This window comes from Ohtaekwangia sp. (genome assembly GCF_036786105.1).
Lineage (GTDB): Bacteria > Bacteroidota > Bacteroidia > Cytophagales > Cyclobacteriaceae > Ohtaekwangia.
Map to the genome: position 1 here is coordinate 86,416 of NZ_DAIQRQ010000009.1, position 12,344 is coordinate 98,759.

A 12,344-nucleotide genomic window follows, 5' to 3' on the forward strand; every position below is an offset into this window, starting at 1 on the left:
CTGGACTTAATACAGAAGTATATTTGCATTTTAATCTGTGTCAATCTGTGGGAGATTTTCGTCTCTACTTTCTCCGCTCCAGCGGGTTGGATAAATTGCCAATACCATCAATGACCCTGCGCAGGATATCGAAATACAGCATCAGTGCCAGCGTGAGCGACATCGACCAGATCACTGCAGTGTTGAAGTAAAATGTATCGATGTTCTGGTTCAGGAAATGCTTGCGTGGCATATAGAACTGCGCGTTAAAGTCGATCGCATGATCGGGATCCGGATCTTTATAGATTGGATATATCTTCTGAATCAGCTTGCCATCCTGCTCGATGATGCGATGCGTTTCTGATATATTCTTTACCAATTCAGTAATCGCATCATTATGATACGTCTCGCGGTAGAGACTAAACGCTGCCTCCCGTTCTGGTGTATTGGTCATGCTGAGTATTTTCTTTTCACGCTTCTGATCCGCTACATTATACCGGTTCACATAGTAATGCTTCAGATTCTCCAGGTAGTTCGACACTACATTATATACGGTGGAATCAAACTTCGCGAGTGTAAGATCATCGATATGTTCGAGTGGCTTTCCGGTTTCCTTCGCCTCACGGGAAATCTCTTTTTTGATCAACGCCAGGTTGCTAATCACCTTTTCGCGAATCTTCGGATCAGTCGATTGATAATTATTCAATGTAAACTGCAAGCGGCTTTCAACTTCCGGAACGAAATATACTTTCTTATAGTCTGCACTGTGCATGGCTTTATCGTAAGCATAGAACTCGCGCTCAAAACTATTGTCTCTGAATTGCGATACCATGGCGGCTTCAAACGCCCAGCGCGAAGCCATCAAGTCGCCTACCATAGGCACTGTAGCCGTGTTGCCTATGGCAGGATTCAGCTTGTCAAATTTCACAACTACACCGCTGAGAATAAGTTGTGGAATGAGCAGCAGGGGTATCAATATATAGATCGTTACCGCTGAATTGAAACCTGACGAGATATTCAATCCCAGCAAGTTCGCAAAGCATGAAGCTGTAAAGAGAATGAACCAATGATGAAAGAGCATTCCCTTTATTTCCAGTATATAATTTCCTACCAGCACAAATGTAAACGTCTGTATAGCCGACAAGATAAAGAGTATCGATATCTTCGAAAAGATATAGCTGCTGCGACTCAGATGCAGAAATGCCTCACGCTTCAATATCTTCCGGTCGCGAATGATTTCTTCGGCGCTCACGGTGAGCCCCATGAACAGCGCTACAATCACACTCATAAAAAGATAAGCCGGTATATTCAGATTCTTGCCGAATACATACCCGGTAATCGCGGAGTCGTCTACATTGTAGTAGCGTACTATAAATGCCAGTATAAATGCCAGCACCGGTGCTTCCAGCAGATTGATGATCATATACTGGCGGTTATGGATTTTCGCCTGTATATCGCGAAGCGAAAACAAGTGCGCCTGCTTTAACCGCGTAGGTATGCGCAACGTAGAGTGCGGCACTTCCTTCGAAGTCTCTACCGCGAATGCTTTATAATTCTGTTTGTAGATAGCATTCCACTGCTCCGCTGTAATTTTGCGCTCATTGGTAAAATGACCATATTCGTTGATTACTTTAGTTTCTATGATGTTGAAAATCTGCTCGGGATTTACATTACCGCATTCGTGGCACTCCCCTTCCTCGCTGTTCACCAGGTTAATGCTGCGCTTGAAATATACCACTGCATCCACCGGGTTGCCATAGTATATCTGGTAGCCTCCTGAATCCAGGATCAACAACTTATCGAACATCTTGAAGATATCAGACGAAGGTTGATGTATTACCGCAAAAACCAACTTACCTTTCAACGAAAGTTCTTTGAGCAAATCAATGATATTTTCCGAATCACGTGATGATAAACCACTGGTGGGCTCATCGCAGAATAATACTGCCGGCTCACGCAGCAGCTCCAGCCCTATATTCAGTCGCTTGCGCTGACCACCGCTAATCGTTTTATGCAGTGGCGATCCTACTTTCAAATCTTTCGTCTCTTCAAGGCCGAGGTCTTCCAGTACTTTCAACACCAGCTTATTGATTTCTTCTTCCGATTTGTTACTGAAGCAAAGCTTGGCAGCATAGTATAGATTTTCGTATACCGTTAAATCTTCAATAAGCAGATCATCCTGTGGCACAAAGCCGATCACACCTTCAATCGCTTTCGGATTATTATGTATATCGATGCCGTTGATCAGCACCTGCCCCTGCGAAGGTTTTTCAGAACCATTCAGCACATGCAGCAACGTAGATTTACCGGCACCACTGGCGCCCATCAATGCAATCAGGTTACCCGATTCCTCTGCCAGCGCTACATCACGCAAGCCTAATCTTCCATTCCTGAATTTAAAACTGATGCCTTTCCCCTCGAACGATAACCGCGGGAAGTCGCCAAATTTTTTGAAGCGATTCAACAGATCGCCATAATATACCGGCTCATCTTTTTCCCAACGCAGCATGCTGCCTACCGCCAGCACGTTGATCTTGCCGCTCTTTACCGGCACACCGTTCAGGTATACATCGGTGCGACCCAGGTATTTGATGAAGTATATTTCAACCTGCTCAATGTAAACGATGGCTATAAATCCATCCAGCGCCGACCGTTGCAAATGGTGTGCTTTCTGCAGTGTTCCTCCGGGCGCTGCATCTATTACCAGTATATGATTGTGATCGAGCTGTTCCGATTTTTTACCCAGCACAAATACACGAATCGCTTCTATCTCCTGTGGCGATATTTTAAAGTTGGCCCCGATAGCATTCACCAGTTCTTCTTCACGAGAGGTGATCTGATCATCGGCCTGCACAATGCTTAATAGCTCTAACAGGATTACTACTTTCTGCTTTTGCGTAAGCTCATGGTTGATCTCGGCACACAGCTTGTCGATCCGCTGCAATTCTTCCTGCAGCTCGGTAACGTGTGTCGGCAACGTAGCTGCATATTCATCAAACATCGCTACGTACGACTCCACTGCCGAGCGGCTCAGGTGATCCTTTAAAAAGATTTTGATCTGCTCGCGTTCCTGGTGGGTAACTTTGTCTTCTTTGGCAACTATTGCAAACAAGCGCAGAATGGCTTTGAGTAGAGGTTCACTCATAATCCTTAATTACTGAATCTAAATATAGTGAAAGATGGGGGATCAAAAGAAAAAAGGACTGGTTGCTGCCAGTCCTTATTTATACTTTATTCCATATACGGTAAATTATTCCGTAATACCTTTGCGTAATTTCTCTACTACTTTGGTTATCTCTTCCAGGTTCTTGTCAGACAATACGAGGTCGCCACGGTTGTTCTTGATCTGCTCTTCAATGTTCAACGCATTGTATGCTGTATCCAGTGCAGTAAGATCCGCTACCATAGAAGTAACAGGCTCTGTTTGCTCAACGGTCTTCAACATTTTAAGAAGCTCGCTTACGGATTTCTTTTGCTCCAATACAACACGCATCAGCGGGGTTAATACAGCTATACGATGATCGTCAGGCAGCAGGTTTTTAGGATATGTTTTGATAAGGCCTGTAGAGATATAAAGACCTTCGATAAAGCTTCCGGCTACAACCAGTGATGAGAGCTTGTTGCGGCTGTCATCTTTCAGGAAGTTCTCGGTCTTCTTGATGGTTCTGTCGAGCAGGTGCGTCAATGAATCTTTGTTACCAATATTGGTTTCGAATTTCTGCAGGATCTCTGTATCGAATGAGCCGATAACGCCCAGGTTATCCGCCAGTGTCTTGCAGGAATTGAGGTAATCGATAGCTTCTTGTGTTTTGTCGTATGATGTGAGGTAGCCGATATCCGCTGCATAAACGCCCAGGTTCAGCGCAGCCTTGTCGGTACGGGAAGCATACTGATCAATTTTTGTACGTGAATTTACCAGGCTCTCGTTGAATTCAGCACCCGTTGCCTGTAACAGGTACGGGATTTCAGAAGGGGAAGGTATATTATAAACTACTTCTTCTATTTGCTGTTTGAGGCTGTCTTCAGCTGCTTGAAAATCAGCAGCATTTTTGTCTTTATCGCTGGAAGAAGATCCGCAGGAAGCCAACCCAGCGGCCAGCACAACGCATAAACAGTAGTAAACTAATCGATTAAATTTCATATGTGAAGCTTAGGTTTTGAGTCTCAAGTTTAACACATTTTTCATCTGTATGAAAATTAATTTTGAGAGTTGGTGGGTAATTTTTTCCTCCTTCGGTTACTTTTTACTAAGTTTATTAATGCACATTGTAAAAATGTTATGGCAAGATTAGTTGATAAGACCATGTTGATCGATGACAGTGACATAGACCTGTTCATCCAGCGGAGGTTTCTGGAGGTATACAACTTCTCAAACCAACTTGTGCTCTATAAATCCGCGAACGAAGCCCTCGACTGGCTTAAAAATATCAACGGCGAACCTGCTCCTGACATTATCTTTCTGGACCTCAACATGCCGGAAACCGATGGTTTTTCATTTTTAAAAACATTCATGGACCTCCCCGAAAAGATTACGTCCAAATGCCGCATTGTAGTGCTTACCAGTTCCAACAACATGAAAGACAGGGATCTTGTATTCGAAAACAAGAACGTAATCCAGTATATCACCAAGCCCCTGAAGCAGACTGATATAGAAGAACTCAAAAAGCTCCTCAACCAGAATTAATAGTAAGCTTACCGGTCGAGCCAGTCTTTAAACTCCTGTACCCGCTCGCGGGCTACGATGATATCATTATCCTGCGAACCCTTTAACACCAGCTTCAACCGGCTGTTGGTATAGCTGATTATATCCTGAATAGCATGCGCTGCCACCAGGTATTTTCGGTTTACCCGGAAGAAACGGGCAGGGTCTACCATCTCCTCAAGTTGTTCCAACGTGTAGTCGAGAATCAGGCTGCGATTGTCTGTAGTCCAGCAAAACGTGGTTTTATCCTGACTATAGAAGTAAAGTATATTTTCAACTTCCACCGTTTTGAGATGCTCCCCTACTTTAATCACAAAGCGTGTTTTGTGTTTCTTTACCAGCATCTGGATAGTTTGCCCGATGTTGCTCAGCAACACCGTTGTGTCGGCTTCGCGGCGAATTAATGTTTTAAATTTATTGAAAGCAGCTGCCAACTCATCCTTGTCTACAGGCTTGAGTATATAATCGATACTGTTTACCTTGAATGCCTTCAGTGCATACTCATCATAAGCCGTAGTAAAGATCACAGGCGATTTAATTGTGCACTGTTCAAAGATCATAAAACTGATGCCATCGGCTAACTGAATGTCCATAAAGATCAGATCAGGCGCAGGATTTTCCGTGAGCCATGCCACCGCACGCTTTACCGTATCGAGCTTCCCAACAATATTTACCGATGGTTCCAAACCTCTCACCAACGTCTCCAGGCGTTGCGCTGCCTGCGGTTCATCTTCAATGATCAATACATTCATGCCTGTACCGGTATAATAGGAAGCTTCACTATAAATTTTCCATTTTGAATAATTTCAACTTTCGTGCTGCTCAGGAACTCATATCGCTTGCAGATATTTTCCAGACCTATACCGGTAGACTCCTCTCCTGACACCAATCGCTTTTGTATTGGATTTTCCACCACTATAAATTTATCATCGGCATAGATGCGGATCGTTAACGGATTTTCTTCTGACACTATATTATGTTTGATGGCGTTCTCGATCAGCATCTGCAGTACCAACGGAGCTGCCATGCCTTTCACGTCATCGAGTTGAATGTTCAACTGCAGTTTTTCGGCAAACCGTATCTTCTGCAGATATATATAGGAGGAAAGAAATTTCAGCTCCTCTTCCAGCGGCACTACTTCACGATCGCGGGTATCGAGCACATAGCGGTATACTTCCGAAAGTTTTTTGATAAACGTAGCCGCTTTATCCTGGTCTTCATAGACTACGTTCGTCAGCACATTCAGTGTATTGAAAAGGAAATGAGGATTGATCTGGCTCTTCAGGCTTTGATATTGCGCAGCTATATTTTCTTTCTGCAAACGCTCAGCATCTACTGCTGCCTGGCGCCAGTTGATCAAAAATGCTCTTCCATGCATAAACAAGGAAATAATGATAGTAATCAGTATGGAATAACCCGTACTATAGTTGATCGTTATGTTCAGCCACCACGAGTACAGCGCGATAATACAATACATGATTCCCAGCGAGTATAGGATCGTTACCATCAGCCCGACAGTAAATCGTTGCATGGGATATTTTATCCAGGGTAATTTCCACGAGATCGCATCTGCCAGATAAGAATTACCTTTCCACAATGCCACCCACATCAACGCGTTGAGCGATGCCATCTTCCAAAAGAAAGGCGAATTAAATTCACACCGATGGCACCCTAGTCCTGTCCATGCCATCGCTATACCGAGTAAGGCCAATATCATTGCACTCCTGATTTCCAGAAGAATATATTTCTGTTTGCTGGTCATGGCATTAATAGAGCCGCTAACGTAACAAGAGCAGCGGGCATTCGCAAGTGGATAGCTGCTGGCTTTAGGCTACTGGCCGCTGGCGGAAAGTTAGCTTAGTTGTTATTAGTTACAGGTTAATCGTTATCAGGAGGAGTCTATTAACGGTTAACTTGTAACGATAAATTGTGTCCCCTAATAACGAACAAGGAACACCGATCAATGAATGTCGAAGTAAAAAAACATCACATTAATCTTACTCCCCTCTTCCAGCAGCCAGTAGCCCTTGCCTTGAATGCTTCCCATCCTAACCCTCGTACTTCCAGCGGCTTGCAGCAAGCACTAGTAGCTATTTCCTGACGCCAAAAAAATACGCCCACCCGATAAACAATACCTGCAGCGGTATGCGGAAGAATAAATATACCGGGCCGTTTTCCATGCCTCCAAGTGCTACTCTTTTCAAAGAGCCCGCGATGTTAGCAGGGAGAATGCAGATAAAGAAAATGATGAGCAATATACTCGTGAGCCGGGCGGTGCGATCGATGAGCAGCCCGACAGCAGCAAGTAACTCCAGGATGCCGGTGAAATATACCAGCTCCTGTTTGTAGGGAACAACATCGGGCATCGATTGAATCATGACCTCTGTTTTGAAAAAATGCGCTGAGCCCGTAAGCAGCAACATCAACGCGAGGGCCACACGGCCTATGAAGCTCACCGAAAATTTCCGGTTCAACGCATACCGGTTTATCAGCCAGAACAACGCGAACGAACCCAGGAGTACAACAAGTGGTGCCATAAATTAAAACAATTGGTTTACCGGTTGAATATACATGGATCAAAGAGTATAGCAAACACAAGCTTAGTTACATTTTGATTTCAGGCCTTCTGTCATCTCTTTTCCCCATTGTGGCGCTAAAGGATTTTCGGATTGAAACGAAGCAAATTTTTCCAGCGCGCTGGTCGTGGTAGCACACGCTTCGGCAGTGGATGAACCAAAGAATTGAGCCGCACCAAATTGCATTTGTGCCAGCAACGCCAGTGCACGCGGATTGTTCGGATTGATGGCCACTGCTTTATTGAAAGTCTGGGTAGACAGCGGCATATATTGGCGGCCACGCGTAGCAGGATCAACAGACAAGCGCATCATGTAAATGAATCCTTCCAGCGCAATTACTTCCGATTCGTTTGGAACCAGTTCTTTTGCTTTGTTTAATGCTGTGGTGGCCTGATCGAGGTATACATCTTTTTTGGCAGCATCTTTTTCGTGATTGCTCATCATAATATAGCCGAACGATGCATAATAGAAAGGTTCCCATTTTGTTTTTTCGGCAGCGCCAACACGCTCAAATGTATTGACAGCCGTTTGCAGATCGGCAATATTTTGCGAAGTATATACCACCTGTATATTCTTCTGCATCGTCTCGGTATACTTATCGGCCGCCATTACGGTGGTTGACCATACCATTGCTATCAGAGCGATAAAAGCGGGAAGAGTGTTTTTCATTTTCATATTGTTGTTTATTAGAGGTTATTGATTTTGATGATTTTATCTTTGGAATCAGAGATTCGGCAACTGGTTTATCGATTTGTCTTTCGATAGGGTAATGAATATACCTGCAAACAAGAACCGGGTCGCTGCCTGTTGCAGCGGGCGGCTGTTATAGATACCGTCAGCATTCTTTACCGTGCTATACTCATAGCCAAAGATGTTGTTTCGTCCCAACAGGTTTGTACACGACAGGTATACAATAAGATGCGGCTTGGGCAAATAGCTCCAGTTAAAGCTGAGGTCGCTATAGTAAGGCGTTTTACCACGGTTGAACTGATCGCTGTTCGGGTTGTTATAGGGCCTGCCACTGGTATACGAATACGTAGCGCCCAACTGGCTTTTAATAGCCGATATAAAGTACTTGTATACCACCGAGAAATTATGGGCGGATGCAAAGGATGGCACCGCTTTGTATGGGAAGTTGAGATAATTGCGTTTCGTATCCAGGTATGAATAAGAAATCCAATAGTCAGTGTTACGCAGTGAGCGGTTGTCGCGCCAGAAAAACTCTATACCTTTTGCATAGCCTGAGCCTGCGTTATTCAATGTTAATGGATCACCATTTACATACTTTACAAGATCGTTATAATTCTTATAGTAGGTTTCGATACGAAACGTGCGATTGTTCTCGACATGCTGATAGTTAAGAATGAAGTGCTCTGCTTTTTCAGGAGCCAGTGCATGGTTTATACGCACCAGCGTGTTATTGGCCGTCTGGCGGAATTTACCGTAGGCAAATGATACCTGACTGTATGATCCGGTTTTATAGGCAACGGAAATGCGCGGATCGATCGAGAGCTTCTGAACGAGACTGTTATACTCGATGCGTGCACCGGCACGTGTCACCAGTTTATTGCTGGCATAGATATCGGCTTCTGCAAACCCGGCAGAGATCACCTCCTCAAAGGTTCGTGCATACGGATTACCATCGTGCAAACGGAATTGCTGCTCATAGTTACGTTGGAGTATCTCCGCACCTGTCTTCAATTCTACTTTATCAGAAAGCGATCCTTCAAAGACCGTTTTACCATGTATACCCTTTTCGGTTTCAACAATGTTATCCTGATCAACGATGGCATCGTTCAGCTGATAAGTATAGGCCAAACCTCCGCGCACCATCCAGCGATCGTTTAAAGCCTGTTTGTAGGAACCGTTGAGGTAGCGGTAATTATTCGTCAGGTCGTATAAAAACTTGGTGTTATAGTCATCAATGCTGTGCTGGTAGATGGCGTAGCTGGAATGATTGAAGTTGCCATATACTTTTACGATACCCGTCTTGCCAACTTCCTGGCGAACAGCACCGCTGCCTTCGAGCGATACGGGAGCATCGATCCAATCAATGCGTTGGTTGATCAGTCCAAAGTAAGGACGAATATTGGTATACTGTATTTTACCAATGGCCGAGCCGCGCTCCCATGCTTGTGTATGCGCAATGTCGCCACCTACAGAAAGTATACCTATATCGGTACGGTTTGTTTCCGATTTATCTTTTGAATCCAGCACTAATGCTGACGACAATGCCTGACCATATTCGGCAGAGTATCCACCGGTACTAAAACTTGTTCCCTTGAACATGAATGGAAGAAAGCGTCCGCGTGAAGGTGTATTGGGAGCCGAAGGGCTATACGGATTCAATACGAGCAAGCCATCAATAAATGTTTTGGCTTCATTACCATCACCACCACGCACAAACAGTCTTCCGCTTTCGCCTACTTTTTGCGTACCGGGTAATGTATTGAGCGCTCCGGCTATATCCGCGGTAGCGCCTGCCGTTGTGGCTATATCCAGTGCTTTAAAAATAGTTCTGCGCGATTCGTCGCTGGCTGCAAAGGCACCGGCCGTGATCATTACGGCCTCCAGTTCGTTAATCATTTCTTCCAGCGACACCTGGATCGTGATGGGTTTATTCTCCAGTATAACTTCCTTCTGAAAATCTTTGTAGCCTACAAACTTTACGAGCAGCACATGCACGCCAGTCTCGGTGGTGGTAAATTCAAAATTGCCGTCAGTATCGGAACTTGTTCCATCGTAGGTATCTGCCAGGATAATGTTGGCCAGCGGAATACCGGCTCCGCGTTCATCGGTAACTTTGCCGGATATCCTGGTTTGACTATACGCGGCCGTTGAGGTAAGGACGAAAAGAATGGGATAAAATAGTTTCATACAGGGTGTTTTGGGCGATTACACGATAAAAGTGGATGAGGAAGCGATCTTTTTAAAAAAGGAGTTACCGAACTGTAAGACCGGGCGGATGAACTGTAGCAGACCGCTTCCGAAAAAATTAACCTCAACAACGATTCTTCGTGATATCGCCTTTAACACTCAACCATGCTTAACGATGATCTTGCCGGGAGTCTTGTTGTTTTCAAACATGGCAAAGGCAGTGGCATAATCAGTATATACGCCGGCAATGAACGGTCGAACCGGGTATATTTCCAGGAACTTTACGAACTGCTCAAGGTCTTCACGACTGCCGGTTGTATAGGCTTGAAGCGTTATGTTTCTGCGGATGACACTTACCAGGTCAATCGAAGTCCGGGTATCATCCAGAAATCCTATCAGCGCTATATGACCACCCACGGCTGCTGCATGGATGGATTGCTGCACAGAGCTTCCTCCTGCCACATCCATCACGAGATCAACACCGCGGCCTTGTGTAATATCCAGTACCGGCTTCGACCATTCCGGATGTTCTTTATAGTTTATCACATGGTGCGCCCCCAGCTGTTTCAGAAATTCTTCATTCTCCTGTCGCCCGGTGGTAACAATAGTACGCAACCCTATATGTTGTGAGAGCTGTAAGGCATACAACGAAACACTGCCGGTGCCTTGAATCAATACAGTATCACCCGGCTGCACACCCGATTGTGTCAATACGCGAAATGCCGTTAGCCCGGCCGTTGTAATCGTTGCGGCCTCCTCCATGGTGAGCGTGGTGGGTGCTTTTGCTATACTTTGCTCGTGAAAGGCATAGTATTCTGAGAATACACCATCTACCGTGGCACCCAATTGCTGCGAAGCCTTAAAGGCATCGAACTTTCCTCCTTGCCAACGCTGTCGCAGCAGGCTGACCACACGATCGCCCGGAGCAAAACGTGTTACCAGTTTTCCCACGCGTTCAACCATGCCGGCAGCATCCGATCCCAGTATAACGGGCAACGGTTTTACCAGCGGATAGCGCCCGGTGATAAAAGCGTAGTCGCGATAATTAAGCGATGTAGCATGAATGCGTACCAATACATCGTAGTCACCTATAACAGGTGTTGGCGTTTCTTTCCATTCGATTCCACGGAGCGTGCCGGGGATTGTGAGTTGCAGTGCTTTCATATTTTTGAGGTTGCTGGCAATGGCATGAACAGTATATTTGCGCTTACCAGTGGTGTTTATTTGTTTTATAATGCAAAGAACGTTGAACACGATACATCAGGATTCTTTTGTGTGATTCGATCTTGCTATCGCAGTGATACGTTATACCGATCATGGACCTGAAACATCTCCGTTATTTTAAAGTGCTGGCAGAAGAACTCAACTTCCGGAAGGCAGCCGCACGATTGAACATCTCACAGCCTCCGTTGAGTCAGCAGATTAAAGAGCTGGAGGATTCACTGGGTGTCTCCCTTTTTCATCGCCTCAAGCGAGGCAATGAGCTGACGGATGCCGGGAAGATACTATACCAGTATACGCTCGAAGTATTTGAAAAAATGGAAGAAGCGGAGGAGCGCATTCGCGCCATTCGCGAGAAGAAGACCGGCACATTACAGGTCGGGATCGTGCCCGGTATTCGTCCGGGACGGATCGCACAAGCCATGCAAATCTTTCAGCAGCAGCATAACGGCATACACGTTACGATTGCTGAACATTGCACGTCAACACTCATTCACCATATAAAGGAAAACCAACTCGATCTCGCGCTGGTATTCGGACCGGTGCAGGATGATGCACTCGAATGGACTGCTATTGCAAAAGAAGAATATCACGTTGTATTGCCGGCAGGTCATGCATTGGCAAAGCGCAAAAAATTATCGCGCGAAGATCTGCGCGATCAATCCTTTATACTCTACAAGCGTCAGGATCAGCCATGGCTGCACGATGCCGTAATGCAGCAGCTGCGGATCAACGGAGAAGAGCCTCGCATTGTGAGTGAGCTCTCGTCACCGCGCACGCGGGTGCTGCTGGTACACCAGGGGCTTGGTCTTACCTTCGCACCTGCTTCCCTGCAGGAAGAGTATCCCCATGTTCATTTCAAGCCTCTCGACTCCTTGCAGGCTGTAGCGGTTGGTACATTGCGCAGGCGTAACAGGAACCATGCTGCCATACGGGCTATGACGGAAGCGTTTCAAAAAAGTATTGTGTAGTTAACGCACAGCAGCCGG

General features: G+C 45.5%; 10 protein-coding genes. 2 read left to right on the top strand and 8 right to left on the bottom strand.

Features of this window, described 5'->3' with window-relative positions; genetic code table 11:
* Positions 1-64: 64 nt before the first annotated feature.
* Positions 65-3,124: an ATP-binding cassette domain-containing protein gene (locus V7Q33_RS06750; protein WP_333819336.1), complete on the bottom strand. Its 3,060-nt coding sequence runs from the start codon at positions 3,122-3,124 to the stop codon at positions 65-67.
* Between the two features lie 105 nt (positions 3,125-3,229).
* Positions 3,230-4,120 (bottom strand): hypothetical protein, encoded by an 891-nt coding sequence (locus V7Q33_RS06755; protein ID WP_331978761.1) that lies wholly within the window; start codon positions 4,118-4,120, stop codon positions 3,230-3,232.
* A 138-nt stretch (positions 4,121-4,258) separates the two neighbouring features.
* On the opposite strand from V7Q33_RS06755, the gene V7Q33_RS06760 reads away from it, so the two are divergent.
* Positions 4,259-4,663, top strand: a complete 405-nt coding sequence (locus tag V7Q33_RS06760; protein ID WP_331978763.1) for a response regulator — start codon at positions 4,259-4,261, stop codon at positions 4,661-4,663.
* A gap of 8 nt (positions 4,664-4,671) precedes the next feature.
* On the opposite strand, the gene V7Q33_RS06765 is transcribed toward V7Q33_RS06760, so the two are convergent.
* The 6 genes from V7Q33_RS06765 to V7Q33_RS06790 all read right to left on the bottom strand — a co-directional run bounded on the left by V7Q33_RS06765 (position 4,672) and on the right by V7Q33_RS06790 (position 11,298).
* The gene (locus V7Q33_RS06765; RefSeq protein WP_331978765.1) at positions 4,672-5,433 is read right to left on the bottom strand and encodes a LytR/AlgR family response regulator transcription factor; all 762 of its coding nucleotides are present in this window, start codon (positions 5,431-5,433) and stop codon (positions 4,672-4,674) included.
* Complete coding sequence (locus V7Q33_RS06770) at positions 5,430-6,398, bottom strand: sensor histidine kinase (protein WP_333819337.1); 969 nt, start codon at positions 6,396-6,398, stop codon at positions 5,430-5,432. Before V7Q33_RS06770 ends, V7Q33_RS06765 begins: the two co-directional genes overlap by 4 nt.
* Before the next feature lie 373 nt (positions 6,399-6,771).
* The gene (locus V7Q33_RS06775; protein ID WP_333819338.1) at positions 6,772-7,218 is read right to left on the bottom strand and encodes a DoxX family protein; all 447 of its coding nucleotides are present in this window, start codon (positions 7,216-7,218) and stop codon (positions 6,772-6,774) included.
* Positions 7,219-7,281: 63 nt separating this feature from the next.
* Entirely contained in the window at positions 7,282-7,926 is a 645-nt protein-coding gene (locus tag V7Q33_RS06780) for a hypothetical protein (RefSeq protein WP_333819339.1), read from the bottom strand.
* Positions 7,927-7,980: 54 nt separating this feature from the next.
* A complete protein-coding gene (locus tag V7Q33_RS06785; RefSeq protein ID WP_333819340.1) occupies positions 7,981-10,134 on the bottom strand; it encodes a TonB-dependent receptor in 2,154 nt (717 codons plus the stop codon).
* A gap of 159 nt (positions 10,135-10,293) precedes the next feature.
* Positions 10,294-11,298 (bottom strand): zinc-dependent alcohol dehydrogenase family protein, encoded by a 1,005-nt coding sequence (locus tag V7Q33_RS06790; RefSeq protein WP_331978775.1) that lies wholly within the window; start codon positions 11,296-11,298, stop codon positions 10,294-10,296.
* A gap of 152 nt (positions 11,299-11,450) precedes the next feature.
* Here V7Q33_RS06790 and V7Q33_RS06795 point away from each other — a divergent pair, with 152 nt between their 5' ends.
* Positions 11,451-12,326, top strand: coding sequence for a LysR family transcriptional regulator (locus tag V7Q33_RS06795; RefSeq protein ID WP_333819341.1), 876 nt, complete (start codon positions 11,451-11,453; stop codon positions 12,324-12,326).
* The last annotated feature ends 18 nt before the right edge of the window (positions 12,327-12,344 follow it).

What these genes read in the sequence shown, in the direction of transcription:
- V7Q33_RS06750 (WP_333819336.1), bottom strand. Translation starts at nt 3,124, where the DNA reads ATGAGTGAACCTCTACTCAAAGCCATTCTGCGCTTGTTTGCAATAGTT.
- V7Q33_RS06755 (WP_331978761.1), bottom strand. Translation starts at nt 4,120, where the DNA reads ATGAAATTTAATCGATTAGTTTACTACTGTTTATGCGTTGTGCTGGCC.
- V7Q33_RS06760 (WP_331978763.1), top strand. Translation starts at nt 4,259, where the DNA reads ATGGCAAGATTAGTTGATAAGACCATGTTGATCGATGACAGTGACATA.
- V7Q33_RS06765 (WP_331978765.1), bottom strand. Translation starts at nt 5,433, where the DNA reads ATGAATGTATTGATCATTGAAGATGAACCGCAGGCAGCGCAACGCCTG.
- V7Q33_RS06770 (WP_333819337.1), bottom strand. Translation starts at nt 6,398, where the DNA reads ATGATATTGGCCTTACTCGGTATAGCGATGGCATGGACAGGACTAGGG.
- V7Q33_RS06775 (WP_333819338.1), bottom strand. Translation starts at nt 7,218, where the DNA reads ATGGCACCACTTGTTGTACTCCTGGGTTCGTTCGCGTTGTTCTGGCTG.
- V7Q33_RS06780 (WP_333819339.1), bottom strand. Translation starts at nt 7,926, where the DNA reads ATGAAAAACACTCTTCCCGCTTTTATCGCTCTGATAGCAATGGTATGG.
- V7Q33_RS06785 (WP_333819340.1), bottom strand. Translation starts at nt 10,134, where the DNA reads ATGAAACTATTTTATCCCATTCTTTTCGTCCTTACCTCAACGGCCGCG.
- V7Q33_RS06790 (WP_331978775.1), bottom strand. Translation starts at nt 11,298, where the DNA reads ATGAAAGCACTGCAACTCACAATCCCCGGCACGCTCCGTGGAATCGAA.
- V7Q33_RS06795 (WP_333819341.1), top strand. Translation starts at nt 11,451, where the DNA reads ATGGACCTGAAACATCTCCGTTATTTTAAAGTGCTGGCAGAAGAACTC.